Origin of the sequence: Paraburkholderia caballeronis (assembly GCF_900104845.1) — a bacterium.
Lineage (GTDB): Bacteria > Pseudomonadota > Gammaproteobacteria > Burkholderiales > Burkholderiaceae > Paraburkholderia > Paraburkholderia caballeronis.
The window spans coordinates 14,725-30,816 of the sequence record NZ_FNSR01000002.1; the positions used below are offsets into that span (position 1 = coordinate 14,725).

A 16,092-nucleotide genomic window follows, 5' to 3' on the forward strand; every position below is an offset into this window, starting at 1 on the left:
GCCGCTCGCGTCAGCCCGTCCCCATCCGCGTTTCGTCGACGAACTTCTCGGTCGCGTCGTCGATCACGCGGCCCTTGCGTCCGGCCGGCCCGTGGATGTAGACGGTCTTCATGTCGATCCGCTGCGGCTCCTCGACCGCCGCCGGCGGCGGCGTCATCGCGTAACGCACCTCGCGCCCGTGGTCGGCCAGTTGCAGGCGCGGATCGAATACCGAGTTGAAGCGCCACAGCATCCGCACGAAGTTGGTCTGCCCGCGCAGCAGCAGGCGCGTCGCCTGCCCGGCCGCGCCGCGCAGCGCGGCCCAGCCGAGATGCTTGCGGTTCAGCACCTGCTGCGTGCGCACCAGTTCCGCGTAGAACTCGGGCAGCGGCAGCTTCGTCGGCAGCACCGCGTGCTGGATGTCGTACAGCCGGTAGTCGAGGCTCGTCAGTTCGCGCGCTTCGCGCTGCCAGTTCTCGGTGCCCGGATACGGCGTGTTCACGCTGATGTTCACGATCTCCGGGATGTCGAGGCACCACTGGCGGATCGTCTCGAAGCGGTCGTGGTCCCAGTCCGGGTCCGCGATCAGGTTGATCGCGACCGTGATCCCGAGCGAACGCGCGAACGCCAGCGCCTCGAAATTGCGGTCGAGGCTGATCCGCTTGCGGAACGCCTTCAGCCCTTCCTCGTCGATCGCCTCCATGCCGAGGAACATGTACTTGAGGCCGAGCGAAGCCCACAGCCGGAACACGTCCTTGTTGCGCAGGAGCACGTCGCCGCGCGTCTCCAGGTAATAACGCCTGTCGATGCCGCGCCTGCGGATCGCCTCGCCGATCGCGATGCCGTGGTCCGCGTGCACGAACGCGACGTCGTCGACGATGAACACACCCGGCTCGCGGATCGACGCGAGTTCGTCGACGACGACCTCCGGGCTGCGCGACCGGTAGCTGCGCCCGTAGAACGTCCACGCGCTGCAGAACGTGCAGTCCCACGGACAGCCGCGCGCGAACTCGATCGACGCGCACGGGTCGAGCGTGCCGATGAAATACTTGCGCCGGTGCCGCAGCAGGTCGCGCGCCGGACGCACGCGGTCCAGGTCCTCGACGAAACGCGGCGGCGGCCCCGCGCCGTCGGTCGTCAGCACGCCCGGCACTGCGAGCAGGCTCGCGCCGCTCGCGGCCGCGTCGAGCAGCGGCACGATCGACGCCTCGCCCTCGCCGCGCAGCACGCAGTCGATCGCGCCGTCGGCATGGCGCAGCAGATCGTTCGCGGTGAACGACACGCTATGGCCGCCGACGAACACGAAGCACGACGGCAGCGCGGCCTTCACCGCTTTCGACAGATCGACGATTTCGGGGATGTTCGCGAGATAGTTGCCGGAGAAACACAGCGCGTCGGGCCGCCATGCCCGCACGACGCGCATCAGGTCGCGATGGGATTCGACCTGCAGATCGACGAGCCGCACGTCGTGGCCCGCGTCGCGCGCGACCGCCGCGACCGATTCGAGTCCCAGCGGCTCCAGCCGCAGGAACACACGCGTGTACATCAGACCGCTCGGGTGTACGGCAAGCAATTTCATGAAGCCTCCTTGCGAAGCTTCCACCCGACGCGCCGCCGTCCGCCTGCCGCGCGCCGCCGCAGACGGCGCGCCGCCGAAGGACCGGCGCGGTGGGCCGGAACGCTCGCGGTGTCATTCACGGGAACTGCACGGTACAGACCGGAACAGCGTGGCGCACGCACACGCGCGCCACGACGGCACGGTTGTTCACGACTTTCCGTGCGAGTCTACCCGCGTTCGCGCAACGGCGCTGCGGCGCACGCAGCGGGCCTCCCGGCGCGCCGCCGGGCACGCCGCGTGCGCACGCGCGCCCGAGCGTAAGCCTCGCGCAGACACTTCGGAATCAGAAACTGCCGAACAGCGAACCGAGCACGATCACCACGGCCAGCGCGATCAGCGCGCCGACGATGCTGACCACGACGAGGTCGCCATAACTCTCGCGATGGGTCGAGCCGCAGACGGCGAGCAGCGTGACCACTGCGCCGTTGTGCGGCAGGCTGTCGAGCGTGCCCGCCGACATCACCGCGACCCGGTGCAGCAGCGCGGGATCGATGCCTTGCTGCGCGGCGAGCTGCATGTAGGTGTCGCCGAGCGCGTCGAGCGCGATCGTCAGGCCGCCGGACGCCGAACCGGTCAGCCCCGACAGCAGATTCGTCGCGACCGCGAGCGACACCAGCGGGCCGCCGCCGATCCCGAGCACCCATTCGCGCACGACCTCGAACGCGGGCAATGCGGCGATCACCGCGCCGTAGCCGACGAGGCTGCCGACGCTCAGCACCGGCAACACCGACGCGTTCGCCCCCGCATCGACGCTGCCGCGCAGGTCGGGCAGCCGGCCGCGGTTCAGCGCGACGAGCACGACGATGCCGAGCGCGAGCGCGACCGACACGCCCCACACGCCCGCGACCGCGGACAGCGACGTCGGCCCCCATTGCGGCTCTTCGAGATACGACGCGTCCAGTTGCGGGAACACGACCACGTTCATCACGAAGTTCGTGACGATCACGACGACGAGCGGAATCAGCGCGATCAACGCGGGCGGCCCGTCGGCCGGGCCGGACTCGCGCGGCGTGTCGCCGATCTCGGCGGGGTCGAACGTCTGCGCGACGCTCGCGCGCTCGCGCACGAGCGGCGACCGGCCGTCGTCGGGCACGGCGTCGGCGTCGCCGGCCGCGGCGGCCGGCTCCACGAACCCCTCGCCGTTGCGCTTCGCGGCCGCCGCCGCGCGGCCGAGCCACCACAGCCCGAACCCCGCCATCACGACACTCGCGATGACGCCGAGCCCCGGCGCCGCGAACGGCGTCGTGCCGAAAAACGGCATCGGGATCGCGTTCTGCAATGCCGGCGTGCCGGGCAGCGCGGACATCGTGAACGTGGACGTGCCGAGCATGATCGCGGCCGGCATCAGCCGCCGCGGAATGTTCGCGGAACGAAACAGCGCCTGCGCCATCGGCGCGAGCACGAAGAACGCGACGAACAGGCTCACGCCGCCATACGTGACGAGCGCGCCGCCGAGCACCACCGCGACCAGCGCGCGGCGGTTGCCGAGCTTGTCGATCATCAGCCGCGCGACCGCGTCGACCGAGCCGCTGTCCTCCATCAGCTTGCCGAACAGCGAGCCGAGCAGGAACAGCGGAAAGAACTGCGCGAGGAAACGGCCGGTGCTGAGCATGAACGTCTGCGTCCAGTGCGCGAGCACCGGCTCGCCGGAGATGGACGCGGCGAGCATCGCGCACAGCGGCGCGAGCAGCAGCACGGTCCAGCCGCGATACGCCAGCCAGATCAGCAGGCCGAGGCTCACCAGCATCCCGCCGAGCCCCAGCGCGAGCGAAGCGACGGACGCGCTCATTCGATCACCCCTTCCAGCATCGCTTCGAAGTCGAACGTCGAACGCTCGCCGAGGCTCGCACCGTGTTCGTCGAGAAACGCGCCCGCCGCGCGACGGCCTTCGTCGAACAGCATCAGCACGAACGCCCATTCGGCGTTCAGCTTCGACGAGTAGCCGAGCGACAGCATCTTCGGGCTATGGATCCGGTGCATCCGCATCGATGCCCAGTGCCGTCCTTCGACGCTGCCCGGATCGGCGGCCGAGCGCAGCAGCGCGATCATCCGCAGTTCCTTCAGCAGCGGCGCGTTGAACGCGATCTCGTTCACCCGGCTGATGATCTCGCGCGCGGAACGCGGCGTCGTCGTGCGCTCGACCGGGTTCACCTGCACGAGGATCGTGTCGTTCGACGCGGACTCGCGGATCAGCGGCGTGATCGTCGGATTGCCCGCGTAACCGCCGTCCCAGTATGGCTCGCCGTCGATCTCGACCGCCTGGAACAGCGTCGGCAGGCACGCGGACGCAAGCAGCACGTCCGGCGTCAACTCCGCGTTGCGGAACACGCGGCCGCGGCCGCTGTGGACCTGCGTGGCGGTCGCGAACAGCTTGATCTTCGAGTCGCGCAGCGCGTCGAAGTCGATCGTCTCCGCGAGGATCGAGCGCAGCGGATTGATGCTCGCCGGATTCATGTCGTAAGGCGAAACGACCCGCGCCATCATGTCCAGCGCGAGGAACACCGGCGAATGGTCGAGCGACCAGCGGCCGAGCATCATGTCGACTATCCCGCGCCGAAACGGGCTGAGCCGCGACGCATCCGCGACCCGCCGCCAGAACCGCGCGAGCGCGCGGCGCGCGCCTTCGGCGCCGTCCTTCGCGTAGCCGCTCGCGAGCACCGCGGCGTTCATCGCGCCGGCCGACGTGCCGGAGATGCCTTCGAGTTGCAGCCACGGTTCTTCGAGGATCCGGTCCAGCACGCCCCAGGTGAAAGCGCCGTGCGATCCGCCGCCCTGCAGCGCGAGATCGATCAGCAACGGCTCGGTGCGGATGGCGCGGGTTGTCGTGTCGGTTGCTGACGGCATGGCGGCTCCCTGTGAACTCGACCCTTCGCGAGGTTACAGGAAAAGCGCGCTGCGCTTTCCGACGATGCATCGGCCGATGCCGCCGATGCAGGCGGCATGCGAAGAGACGCAGCACCGTCCGCAGGCGGGCCGCCGCGAATTCGCGCACGCTCGTGGTGCGGCGCGCGTTTGTTAGACTCGCCGGTGTCCGGATTTCCGCTGCGTTGTTTCATCGTGACCGACTTGTCCCCGCTCGACCGCCTGCTTGCCGAGATCCGCGCGTGCCGCGCGTGCGAAGCCGAACTGCCGCTCGGCCCGCGCCCGGTGCTGCGCGCGAGCGCCGGCGCGCGGCTGTTGATCGTCGGCCAGGCGCCGGGCGCGAAGGTGCATGCGTCCGGCGTGCCGTGGGACGACGCGAGCGGCGAGCGGCTGCGCGCATGGCTCGGCATCGACGCGGACACGTTCTACGACGAGTCGCGCATCGCGATCGTGCCGATGGGCTTCTGTTATCCGGGACGCGGCGCGAGCGGCGACAACCCGCCCCGTCCCGAATGCGCGCGGCTGTGGTTCGACGCGCTGCTCGCACAGTTGACCGGCGTGCGGCTCACGCTGCTCGTCGGCCAGTATGCGCAACGGCATTTTCTCGGCGCGCGGCGCAAGGCGTCGTTGACCGATACCGTGGCCGCATGGCGCGACTATGCGCCCGGTTATCTGCCGCTGCCGCATCCGTCGCCGCGCAATCGCGGCTGGCTCGCGCGCAACGCGTGGTTCGGCGACGACGTGCTGCCCGCATTGCGCGAGCGGGTCGGCGCGGTGCTCGCGCCACGCTGACACGCGAAACGACGGCACATGAAGGACACCTTCGAGGAGACCCACGATGACCGAACCGAAGATCGACATCCAGCGCGTGTACGATCCGCGACCAGGTCCGCATCGTGCGAGCTATCTGGTGGATCGCCTGTGGCCGCGCGGCATCCGCAAGGAGGCGCTCGCGCACGATGAATGGCTGAAGGACGTCGCGCCGAGCAACGCGTTGCGCACGTGGTATCACAAGGATCCGGCGCAGTGGGACGAGTTCAGACGCCGCTACGAAGCCGAACTCGATGCGAACCCGGCCGCGTGGCAGCCGCTGGTCGACGCGGCCGCGCAGCGGGCGATCGTGCTGCTGTACGGATCGCGCGATACGGAGCACAACCATGCGATCGTGTTGCGCGATTACCTGCTGGGCAGACTGTCGCGCGGACGCGGCTGAATGCGTCGGGCGGAGTGCCGGTGCATTACCGGTTCGCACGACGCGTAACAAGCCGTATGTGATAAGCGAAGGACGCCCGTGCGTTCAGGTGGTCGTAATGCGCATCGACACGGCGAATGCCCACGGCATCGGGCAACACGCTGCACGATGCAAGGGAAATACCCGGTTACATGCGTGACCTCGAACGTGTGTGCTTATCTGCTACCGTAGAACGGACCGCTCATCGAGCGAGGAGCGGGGTTGGCGGTGAAGCATTAACTGGCGACCATGGTATGGGATTGGAGTGGGCGCTAAAGCATCAACCGGCAACCAGTTTATGGGATCGGAGTAGGCGCTAAAGCGCCAACCAGCAACCAGTTTATGGGAGCGGAGTAAGCGCTAAAGCGCCAACCAGCAACCAATTTATGGGAGCGGAGTAAGCGCTAAAGCGCTAACTAGCAACCAATTTATGGGATCGGAGTAGGCGCTAAAGCGCCAACTCCGATCGACCGCCTTGCATGGGATCGGAGTAGGCGCTAAAGCGCCAACTCCGATCGACCGCCTTGCATGGGATCGGAGTAGGCGCTAAAGCGCCAACTCCGATCGACACAGGAGAAACGATGCGAAAGCAGTTCATCAGCGTCGCGCTCGCCGGCCTCGCGGGATGCCTCGCCGCGCCATTGCCCGCGCTCGCGCAAAGCCAGGCAGTCACGAACGCGCCGGCCAACGTGTATGCCGGCCCCGCGCCCGACTATCCGGTCGTCGCACAGGTGCCGGGCGGCGTATCCGTGTCGGTGATGGGATGCGTGGCCGGCTTCAGCTGGTGCGACGTCGCACTGCCCGGACTGCGCGGCTGGGTCTATGGCGGCGCGCTGTATTACCCGTATCAGGGATCGACGGTGCCGGTGCTGTCGTATGGCGCGACGCTCGGTCTGCCAATCGTCGCGTTCTCGCTCGGCTCGTACTGGGGCAGCTTCTATCGCGACCGGCCGTGGTATCACGACCAGGGACGCTGGTCGCATCACGCACCGCCGCGTCCGGCTCCGCCGCCGCGCTTCGATCACCGTCCACCCGGACGGCCGCCGGGCCACGGCGGGCCGCCCGGACCCGGGTTTCATCCCGGGCCTGGCGGGCGTCCGCCGGGCGGCGGACCGGGTCATGTCGGCGGCGGACATCCGCCTGGCGGTGGATCCGGTCACGGCGTCGGACGTCCGCAACCCGGTAATCCCGGACAGCACATCGGCGGCGGACGCCCGCCCGGCGCGAACCCCGGACCGGGGCATGGCGGTGGCCGGCCACCCGGTTTCGCGCCTGGCGGCAGACCGCCCGGCGGCGGAGGTGGCGGCGGGCATCAAGGGCCGCCTCAAGGCGGTGGTCGCGGCGGCGGCGGTGGACCGCACGGCGGTGGAGGCGGTGGACCGCATGGTGGCGGCGGAGGCGGCGACCGTCCTCATGGCGGCGGCCACTGACACCCTAGCCTCACACGAACGAACCGCATGACGGCGCATGCCGTCATGCGGACTACCGATGTTCAGAACCGGTAGCCGATGCCGCCGAGAATCACGTCGGTGTCGCGGCTATAACGCGTCATCACGCGATTCCACGTGACCCGCGCGGCCCAGTGATCGGTCAGCCGATACGATGCAGACACCGATACGAGCGCGGACAGAATGCCGTCCCCCGTCGAGCGCGCATCGCCGTCGCTGCCATGATGGATCGCCGCATACAGGCCGGCGCCCGCGCCGAGCGTGAGCCGGTCGTCGAAGAATGCGCGCGTGAGCCACAGTTGCGCGGTGCCGCCGTCGCGTCGCGCGGCCAGCCCGTTCCCCTCATGCAGATAACCGATCGTCGCATCGACGAAGTTCGTGATGCCGCGCCGGTATTCGACCGCCTCCGCCACCGATGTCTGCGAGTCGAGGCTGTTCAGGATCGTCTGCCCGGCCATCAGCGTGATTTCGTTGTTCGTCACCTTGTGCGTACGGGCCAATGCGAAGTCGCGCGGCCCCGGCGTATCCGGTGCGTCGAGCTGATAACCGATGCCGACCAGCAGCGCGGTCGTCGACGGCCCGCTCGACACCTGCACGCGGTTCAGTTGCAGGTTCGCGGTCCAGCGATGCGTCGAGTACCACGTCGCGCGGGCGCTGTACACGACGCCCCAGCCGTGCGTGTTCGAATACCCGAGGCCCTGCTTCGCGACTTCGGTGTCGAAGTAGCGATACGGACCGACGCCGAGCGAGAACACGAGACGCCGCTGCGCAAGCGGCAGCCTGCCCCACACTTGCACGAGCTGGCCGTCGCGATGATGGTCGGGAATGTGGCCTTCGTTGAGCCACGTCACGCTGCCCGCGAAGTATTGGCCGAACCCTTCCGTGTAATCCATCGACCATGAATACGTGTGATCGGGGCCGCTCTTCAGCGGGCCGCTATACAGCGCGAATTCCTGAGCGGCCGCGGAACCCGAAGCAACGGCGAGGGCGGCGGCAATGACGGCGGGAGTCCAGTTTAACTTCATCGTTCTTGGGTAGCCTTACGGTTGGACGGTGGGAGTCCGTCAGTTTGTTGTCGTAGTGCATTGCCCATTGTGGCAGGGAACTGTCAAACACGACGGCCACGATTGCAGCGGAGAACGAAGGACGTCCGCGAAAAATCGCTCGTGCCACGCACAAGACCCGCAGGATACTGCAACGAAAAGCCGTTCGAATACGCCGTTTTCTTTCGGCGTTTTACAGACGCGGCATAAAGCCGGCACAGGCACTGCCGTTATCGGCAGCGTGAGGAAGGCATGCGGAAAAAGCCTGCGTTTCGCGCGGCGGCATGCGTTCCCGACGATCGGGAAGCGGCCGCGACACGGCGAAAGGCAGGCGCGATGCAACGAGCCGGCGGCGCGCAAGCGCCGCGCGGCCCGTCATGATCGACAGCGGTTAACGCGTGATCGAACGAGCGCTTAACGCACCCAGTGGCACACGCGCACCGGATGATGGTGTTGGTGATCGATGTGGCAAACCTTGTGGCGCGGTGCGGCGAATGCGCTCAGCGGCGCGGCGAGAGCAGCACAGCAGACGAGGGCGGACAGCGTGGCGATGGACTTGAAAGCTTTCATGCTCGGTTCTCTGGACGACGATGACATGCGAACGGATCGCGGGAACGCGAACTGTAACGCATGATGCCGCGCGCTATGTTACGCGGATGTAACCGTGGTAGCGCCGGATGTCCACCCCTTGACAGACGCGCGCCGACCCTGCCTCACATTCAGGCCGGCCGGGCATCGGACGCGCCGAGGCTCTGCAACAGACGTTCGCCGAGGCCGGTGAGCCGCAACGCGCACGCGTCGTCGCCGTCGTCGATCATCTCGACGAGCCGGTAGTGCCGCAGCGCGAGCAGATCGTCGTCGAGCGAATGGATGAGCGAACCGGTATCGCGAACGCGCAGCAGCGCGGACAACTCGTGCGGACTGAGCATGGACCTCTCCTCGGCAGGAATCCCACCGGTCACAGCATAGCGAACCCATCGTACAGTTTCGCTACAGTCGTGTTTCACCGTATTACCGCTGTGTGGCAATGCAAGGCCACGCAGCACCGGCTGCGCTATCGCGCGACGCGGTTGTCGCACCAGGGGCCGCGTATTTTGCGTATCGCGCACATGCCGCGCGCGTCCGGCCCCGTGTATGCACGCCCGGCACCGCCGATCTGTGCGAGGTGCTGCTGCACGACGCCGCGAAGCTCCTGGAAGAAGAAGCCGTTTATGCGAACCGGCACGGCTATTCGAAGCACCGCCCCGCGCTGCGCGTTGTACGCGACCGACGACGCAGAGTACGCGTTGAAGCGGCTGAGGCCGCGCGACTTCGAAACCCCGGTCGGGATCACGAAAGAGATCGGCTTCGGATTCCGGCCGGCACGCGCGGCGCTGGCCGCGAACGAACCGGCGATCAAGATTCACGGCTAGCACGTGAGCGTGCGCGCGCGTCGAAACGGTCGCGTCGCTGTCCGCGCGTGCGGACTATGACGAGGTGCTCGGGTGGCTCGGCACGTTGCGCGAGCCGCCCGCGCGCAGGTTCGTCACGCACGGCGAACCCGCGGCCGCCGACTCGTTGCGGCGCAGGATCGAAGAGACGCTGCACGGGTCGTGCGAAGTGCCGCAGTGGCGCGACTGAAAACGGGCTTGTGACGGAAGCGGCCCGCACGCAGCGAAAACCGCGCGACGCGCGATACACGACGCGCCGCGCGGGCGAACGTCGACTAGCCGATTTCGAGCCGCCTGCTCGACGCCGCGGCCTTCTTCGGCAGCGTCAACGTCAGCACGCCGTCCTGGTACTGCGCGCTCGCGGCCGCGTCGTCGATGTCGGTCGCGAGCGTGAACGAACGGCTCACGCTGCCCGCATAACGTTCGCGGCGTATCACACGCTCGCCTTCTTTCAGTTCGGCGTCGCGCTCGATCTTCGCGGCGATCGACACCTGGCCGCCGTCGATCTTCACGTCGATATCCTTCCGGTCCACGCCCGGCAGTTCGGCCTTCACCGTATAGGCCGAGTCGCTCTCGGTGACGTCGAGCCGGATGCTCACCGCCTGCTGCCCTTCCTCGCCGCCGATCACGCCGCGCAGCGGGCGGAACAATCCCTGGAACAGATCGGGCACGCCTTCCATCGAGAACGGGTCGTAACGCGTCATGTTGCTCATCGCTGTCTCCTTCGGAAACTCCGGTTGCCGAATGTCGTCCGGACCGCGTTCGCGGGTTGCCGCTTCACAGGTCCGCGATTGCGCGGCCGGACCCCGACGCCGCCGGCGGCAGATAGCGCCGCCGGCGTCGATATTCACATCGCGCGCTCGCGCGGACGGCGCGCGATGCTCATCGCTCGAAGATATACGCACCCGGCGCATCCGCCAGTCCGCCTTCGACCGCGCGCGCGTCGATCGCACCGTGCGACTGCTGATGCAGCCACGACGCCCAGCCCGTCCACCACGATCCTTCGACCGGCGCGGTCGCGTCGAAGTATTCCTGCTGGCTGCGATACGGCGCGCCGCGCCCGCGGGTCGCGCTGCGGTAGTAGCGGCGCGGATGCCCCGGCTCCGACACGATCCCCGCGTTGTGACCGCCTGCGGTCAGCACGAACGTCAGCGGGTTGTGCGTGTACAGCAGCAGCTTGTACACGGACCGCCACGGCGACACGTGATCGCGCTCCGTGCCGACGACGAACATCGGCTGCTCGATATCGGACAGCGCGACCGGCCGGCCATCGACGCAATAACGCCCGTCCGCGAGATCGTTGTTCATGAACAGGTCGTTCAGATACTCGATATGCATCCGGTACGGCATCCGCGTGGTGTCCGCGTTCCATGCCATCAGGTCGTTCGGCTTCAGCCGCCGGCCCATCAGGTATTCGCTCATCATTCGCGACCACACGAGGTCGCGCGCGTTCAGCAACTGGAACGTCGCGGCCATCTGCGAGCCGTCGAGATAACCCTGCCGCCACATCAATGCGTCGAGCGCGGCCAGTTCGCTCGCGTCGATGAAGAGGCCGAGTTCGCCCGGCTCGGTGAAGTCGGTCTGCGCGGCGAGCAGCGACACGCTCGCCAGTTCGGCCGCGCGGCCGTCGCGCGCGAGCGCCGCCGCCGCGATCGCGAGCAGCGTGCCGCCGAGGCAGTAGCCGACCGCGTGCACCGGCTCGCCGCAACGCGCGCGCACTTCGTCGAGCGCGGCCAGCGCGCCGCGTTGCAGGTAGTCGTTCAGGCGCAGGCCGCGCGCCTCGGCGCCGGGGTTGTGCCACGACAGCACGAACACCGTGAAGCCCTGCTCGACCAGATAACGGATCATCGAGTTGTGCGGCTGCAGGTCGAGGATGTAGTACTTCATGATCCACGACGGCACGATGAACACCGGCTCGCGCGCGACAGTCGGCGTCAGCGGATCGTATTGCAGCAGCTCGCACAGGTCGTTGCGCCACACCACCTTGCCGGGCGTGATCGCGACGTCGCGGCCCGGCTCGTATTCGAGCGGCGCATGCACCGGCGCGCCGCCGACGTGCTTCGCGAGATCCGAAACATCCTCGCCCCAGTGGCGCAGGCCCGCGACGAAGTTCATGCCGCCGCTGCGCGCCGCGGTCTCCAGCACGACCGGGTTGGTCGCGACGAAGTTGCCCGGCGAGCACGCGTCGATCCACTGCCGCGCCATAAAACGCACGACGTCCTCGTGATGGCGATCGACGCCCGGCACGCCGCTCGTCGCGCTTGACCACCACTGCTGCGTGCGCAGGAACGCATCGCGATACGCGCTGAACGGCCAGATCGACCACGCCGGCTCCTTGAAGCGCGGGTCCGCCACGGTGGTGTGCGATGCGGAGGAAGCAGCGATAGCCGTGCCGCCGCCCGCGTCCGCATCCTGCCCGGCTTCCTCGGGCGCGCCGGGCAGCGCGAAACGGACCGCGGCCGCCGCGTTGCGCCATGCCTGCGCGCCGAGTTCGAGGCACTTGCCCGGCGAGATCGCGAGATGCATGCCCCAGTCGAGACACGCGAGCGCGGCCGAGATCGGCGACAACCCGCCGGTCAACATCGCGACGCCCGCATGGGCGACCAGATCAAGCGAATCGTCATGCAGGCGGCCCGGCGGCATGCAGTCGCGCGGACGCGTCTTGTGAGCGGCGAGCGTCGCGGCGTCCGCGTCCGGCATGTTCGCGTCAACCGTCGTTGCCGCGACGGGATGCGCTGACGTGCCGGGTTCCGTCGTGGCGGCGGCAGGCATCGCGACCGTGGCCGCGAGCGCTCCTTCTCCATGCGGCGCGTTGACGGCGGCAATGGCCGCTTTTGTTTTTCCCCGTGGCTTCGTCGTCGGTGTCGTCATTGCATGTGCATCCCGCCGTTGATCGCGATGTCCGCGCCGGTGATGAACGCCGCGTCGTCCGAGCACAGGAACGCGATCAACGCCGCGACTTCGTCCGGCTGGCCGAGGCGTCCCACCGGAATCTGCGGCAGGATCTTCGCTTCCAGCACGTCGTGCGGCACCGCTTCGACCATCGCGGTCGCGAGATAACCGGGCGACACCGTGTTCACCGTCACGCCCTTCTTCGCGACTTCGAGCGCGAGCGACTTCGTGAAGCCGTGCAGCCCCGCCTTCGCGGCCGCATAGTTGGTCTGCCCGAACGCGCCGCGCGAGCCGTTCACCGAACCGATGTTCACGATGCGGCCGAAGCCGCGTTCGATCATCCCCGGCACGAACGGCTTCGTCACGTTGAACAGCGCGTCGAGGTCCGTGCGCACCACCGCGTCCCAGTCCGCCTTCGTCATCTTCACGAACGTGCGGTCGCACGTGATGCCCGCGTTGTTGACCAGCACGTCGATCTGGCCCAGGTCTTCCAGCACGCGCCGCGCGGCGCGCTCGCACGACTCGAAGTCCGACACGTCGAGTTCGTATGCGTTGAAGCGGCGGCCCGCCGCCTGCTCGTTTTCGAGCCACGCGGCCGCGTGGGTGCTGTGCACCGAGCGCGTGACCGCGACCATCATCCCCGCGTCGTGCAACCGCCGGCTGACCGCCTCGCCGAGACCGCCCATGCCGCCCGTCACGAACGCCACGCGCCTAGCCGACATGGTGCGCTCCCCGTGGACGCGAGTCGCGTGCGCGCGTCGCCGCGCCCTTGCCCGCCGCCGCGTCGGCCGGATGCATCGCGCTGGCCGCCGACACCGCGCGCTCGAACGCGGCCATCCATTCGCGCATCGGCAGCGCCGCGCCGCCGGCCGCGCCCTGTTGAAGCCCGCTCACCGAGTCCTGCCACTGCTGCATCGCCTCGCGCGCGGTGTCGCTCCATGCGCCGGCGCCTTGCATCGCGGCCGCGACGCCTTCCTGCCAGATCGTGGCGCTCGTGCTCAGGTAATCGCGCCACACCGCCTGGCTGCCAGCCGCGAAGTCGTTCCAGTCCTTCGCGTCGCGCAGCGCCTCGAACGTGCCGCGCAGCGCATCGCGGTCGCGCTCGAAGCGGTGCTGCTGCAACGCGAGCCAGTGCTCGTTCCATTGCTGACTCGCCGACATCATCTGCAGCGCCGCACACGCATTCGCCCGGCATGCGTCGAACGGCGGGTTGGAAGCGGTAACCATGATCTCTGTCCTCACAAGATGGAAAGCCCGACGCGAGTCGGGAAACGCTTCGCCCGCGCGCGCCGCCGTCCGCATCGCGCGGCGCAGGTCGCGTACGCTCGCATCGGCCGCGCCCCGTGCCGGCGCGAAAACGCGCGCCGGCATCGGCCGATGGCGGCGATGCGACGGTCACGGATTGCGGCGAGATGCAGACGAATGCTGCCGGGTGTTGCGGTGTGCGCCGCAACATGCTTCGGACTACGGGTCGAGGCGTGCGGCGGCGTCACGTCCCATCATAGGCACGAACAAACGAACGCGCGTGACGGATGTGTGGACGGTGCGCGTCGCGGCCCGCGGGACGCCGCGCGAAAGCCCGTCGCATGCGCGCGCCCGCACATGTCGCGACCGATCGCCGCGTATGGAAACCTTCCGTCCGGGACCGCATAAAGCGCATAAAAACGCGAAGCGCCGCGCGTCGGCAAGCGGCCGAGGCGCGGCGCTTCGAACAGCAGGCGGCACGCTCAGGCGGCCGCCGGTTCCTCGTAACGCACGAGCATCACCGGCCGGTCGGCCATCCGCAGGAACGATTCGGCGACGCTGCCGAGCAGCAGCCGCTTCATGCCGGACAGCCCGCGCGTGCCCATCACGATCAGGTCCACGTCCTCCTCGGCGGCGATCCGGTAGATCACCGCGGCGATCTCCTCGCCGTGCGAGTCGGCCGCGCGCACCGTGCCGGACACCTGCGCGGCCTCGAAGCGCGCCTTCGCGTCCTCCAGCGCGGCGGTCGCGACGTCGTGCTCGGCGGAATCGCGCGTCTGCTCCTCCGCGAAACCGGATGCGACATCGACGAGCCGCGCCGGATGCAGCACGATGGACAGCGCGATGACCCTGCCGCCGGTCGCCTTCGCGACCTTGATCGCCTCGTCGACCGCGCGCTCCGCGCTGCGGCTGCCATCGACCGCGACCAGAATCTGCTTGTACATCGCTACCTCCCGGGCGTCGCCCATGAGCGCCGGTTTCGCTTCACGCCACGCCCGCAGGCGCGCCGCGAAGGATGACCGGCCGTTGTGTGTCGCGGACCGCAGGCGGCCCGCTCCGTCGGATTCGTACCAATTCGTGCCCATTGATGGGATACAGATACCGCAAAACAGGTCCGGATGAGCGGCGTTTCGCTGCGGCCGCTCGTCGCGCCCGATCGCCCCACCGCGCCCGACGCAGTGAAGCCGTCAACGCATCGTCAGCACCGCCGCGCCGGTCAGCCGTCCGTCGCGCAGGTCCGAGAGCGCGCGGTTCGCGTCGGCCAGCGGATAACGCGTGGTCTCGATTTCGAGCGGATAACGCGCGGCGATTTCCATGAACGCGACGCCGTCGTCGCGCGTCAGGTTCGCGACCGACACGACGCTCCGCTCCTCCCACAGCAGCGCATACGGAAACGACGGAATGTCGCTCATGTGGATGCCGCCGCACACGACGATGCCGCCCTTCGCGACCGAGCCGAGCGCGGCCGGCACCAGCGCGCCGACCGGCGCGAACAGCAGCGCGGCGTCCAGTTCGTCGGGCGCGCGCTCGTCGCTGCCGCCGGCCCACGCCGCGCCGAGCCGGCGCGCGAACTGCTGCGCCGCCGCATCGCCGGGCCGCGTGAACGCATAGACGGTGCGGCCCTGATGCTTCGCGATCTGCGCGACGATGTGCGCGGCCGCGCCGAATCCGTAGATGCCGATGCGCTCCGCGTCGCCGGCCATCGCGAGCGTGCGGTAGCCGATCAGCCCCGCGCACAGCAGCGGCGCGGCCTCGACGTCGCCATAGCGGTCGGGTAGATGGAAGCAATAGCGGCTGTTCGCGACGGTGCGTTCCGCGTAGCCGCCGTCGATCGTGTAGCCGGTGAAGCCGGGCGCGTCGCACAGGTTCTCGCGGTGCTCCGCGCAGTAGCGGCAGTGTCCGCAGGTATGGCCGAGCCACGGCACGCCGACGCGGTCGCCCGGCGCGAAACCCGTCACGTTGCGGCCAAGCGCCGCGACGGTGCCGACGATCTCGTGGCCCGGGATCACCGGATGCTTCGGCTGCGCGAGGTCGCCGTCGACCACGTGCAGATCGGTGCGGCACACGCCGCACGCGTGGACGTCGATCAGCAGGTCGTCGTCGTCCGGCACCGGGTCGGGAACTTCGGCTTCCCGCAGCAGCGGACTCGTGCCGTCGTACAGCATCGCGCGCATGGCTTCCCTCTCGTTCGCGGCGCACGCGACATGCGCGCACCCGCCTTGCACAGCATGTTACGCGGTCGGCGCGCGGGTCGCGCTGCGGACGCGCCGCAGTCCGTACAAACGGAGCGCGGCCGCGCTTAACCAGACACTTAACGCTGTTCGCGCCGCGCGAACGTGGCACC

General features: G+C 68.6%; 15 protein-coding genes and 1 pseudogene. 4 read left to right on the forward strand and 12 right to left on the reverse strand.

Annotation, left to right across the window (positions count from 1 at the left end; all coding sequences use genetic code 11):
• Nucleotides 1-10: 10 nt before the first annotated feature.
• From hpnR to BLV92_RS16655, 3 genes are all read right to left on the reverse strand, one after another.
• Nucleotides 11-1,558 carry a hopanoid C-3 methylase HpnR gene (gene hpnR, locus BLV92_RS16645; protein ID WP_090547178.1) on the reverse strand — a complete coding sequence of 516 codons (1,548 nt, stop codon included), beginning with the start codon at nt 1,556-1,558 and terminating at the stop codon, nt 11-13.
• Between the two features lie 322 nt (nt 1,559-1,880).
• Complete coding sequence (locus BLV92_RS16650) at nt 1,881-3,386, reverse strand: GntP family permease (RefSeq protein ID WP_090547180.1); 1,506 nt, start codon at nt 3,384-3,386, stop codon at nt 1,881-1,883.
• Entirely contained in the window at nt 3,383-4,441 is a 1,059-nt protein-coding gene (locus tag BLV92_RS16655) for a patatin-like phospholipase family protein (protein WP_177197963.1), read from the reverse strand. The genes BLV92_RS16650 and BLV92_RS16655 overlap by 4 nt, the downstream gene beginning before the upstream one ends.
• 213 nt (nt 4,442-4,654) lie before the next feature.
• Here BLV92_RS16655 and BLV92_RS16660 point away from each other — a divergent pair, with 213 nt between their 5' ends.
• The 3 genes from BLV92_RS16660 (at nt 4,655) to BLV92_RS32915 (ending at nt 7,120) form a co-directional block, all read left to right on the forward strand.
• Nucleotides 4,655-5,251: a uracil-DNA glycosylase family protein gene (locus tag BLV92_RS16660; RefSeq protein ID WP_244283833.1), complete on the forward strand. Its 597-nt coding sequence runs from the start codon at nt 4,655-4,657 to the stop codon at nt 5,249-5,251.
• A 46-nt stretch (nt 5,252-5,297) separates the two neighbouring features.
• Nucleotides 5,298-5,672, forward strand: a complete 375-nt coding sequence (locus BLV92_RS16665) for a DUF488 domain-containing protein (protein WP_090547183.1) — start codon at nt 5,298-5,300, stop codon at nt 5,670-5,672.
• 599 nt (nt 5,673-6,271) lie between these two features.
• A complete protein-coding gene (locus tag BLV92_RS32915) occupies nt 6,272-7,120 on the forward strand; it encodes an SH3 domain-containing protein (protein WP_090547185.1) in 849 nt (282 codons plus the stop codon).
• A gap of 62 nt (nt 7,121-7,182) precedes the next feature.
• On the opposite strand, the gene BLV92_RS16675 is transcribed toward BLV92_RS32915, so the two are convergent.
• From BLV92_RS16675 to BLV92_RS16680, 3 genes are all read right to left on the reverse strand, one after another.
• Nucleotides 7,183-8,163 carry a hypothetical protein gene (locus BLV92_RS16675; protein WP_090547186.1) on the reverse strand — a complete coding sequence of 327 codons (981 nt, stop codon included), beginning with the start codon at nt 8,161-8,163 and terminating at the stop codon, nt 7,183-7,185.
• A gap of 432 nt (nt 8,164-8,595) precedes the next feature.
• A complete protein-coding gene (locus BLV92_RS32115; RefSeq protein WP_166676641.1) occupies nt 8,596-8,751 on the reverse strand; it encodes a hypothetical protein in 156 nt (51 codons plus the stop codon).
• A gap of 149 nt (nt 8,752-8,900) precedes the next feature.
• Entirely contained in the window at nt 8,901-9,110 is a 210-nt protein-coding gene (locus tag BLV92_RS16680; RefSeq protein ID WP_090547188.1) for a hypothetical protein, read from the reverse strand.
• A 197-nt stretch (nt 9,111-9,307) separates the two neighbouring features.
• On the opposite strand from BLV92_RS16680, the pseudogene BLV92_RS16685 reads away from it, so the two are divergent.
• A pseudogene (locus tag BLV92_RS16685) lies at nt 9,308-9,801 on the forward strand (MBL fold metallo-hydrolase RNA specificity domain-containing protein); the annotation flags it as partial.
• Between the two features lie 85 nt (nt 9,802-9,886).
• On the opposite strand, the gene BLV92_RS16690 reads toward BLV92_RS16685, so the two are convergent.
• From BLV92_RS16690 to BLV92_RS16715, 6 genes are all read right to left on the reverse strand, one after another.
• Nucleotides 9,887-10,324: an Hsp20/alpha crystallin family protein gene (locus BLV92_RS16690; RefSeq protein ID WP_090547189.1), complete on the reverse strand. Its 438-nt coding sequence runs from the start codon at nt 10,322-10,324 to the stop codon at nt 9,887-9,889.
• A 169-nt stretch (nt 10,325-10,493) separates the two neighbouring features.
• Nucleotides 10,494-12,311 carry a PHA/PHB synthase family protein gene (locus tag BLV92_RS16695; protein WP_090551072.1) on the reverse strand — a complete coding sequence of 606 codons (1,818 nt, stop codon included), beginning with the start codon at nt 12,309-12,311 and terminating at the stop codon, nt 10,494-10,496.
• 167 nt (nt 12,312-12,478) lie between these two features.
• On the reverse strand, nt 12,479-13,225 hold the full coding sequence (gene phbB / locus BLV92_RS16700; RefSeq protein ID WP_090547191.1) for an acetoacetyl-CoA reductase: 747 nt from the start codon (nt 13,223-13,225) through the stop codon (nt 12,479-12,481).
• The gene (locus tag BLV92_RS16705) at nt 13,215-13,730 is read right to left on the reverse strand and encodes a hypothetical protein (protein WP_143040691.1); all 516 of its coding nucleotides are present in this window, start codon (nt 13,728-13,730) and stop codon (nt 13,215-13,217) included. The genes phbB and BLV92_RS16705 overlap by 11 nt, the downstream gene beginning before the upstream one ends.
• Before the next feature lie 500 nt (nt 13,731-14,230).
• Complete coding sequence (locus BLV92_RS16710; RefSeq protein WP_090547194.1) at nt 14,231-14,692, reverse strand: universal stress protein; 462 nt, start codon at nt 14,690-14,692, stop codon at nt 14,231-14,233.
• 243 nt (nt 14,693-14,935) lie between these two features.
• Nucleotides 14,936-15,922, reverse strand: a complete 987-nt coding sequence (locus BLV92_RS16715; RefSeq protein ID WP_090547196.1) for a zinc-dependent alcohol dehydrogenase family protein — start codon at nt 15,920-15,922, stop codon at nt 14,936-14,938.
• Nucleotides 15,923-16,092 lie beyond the last annotated feature (170 nt).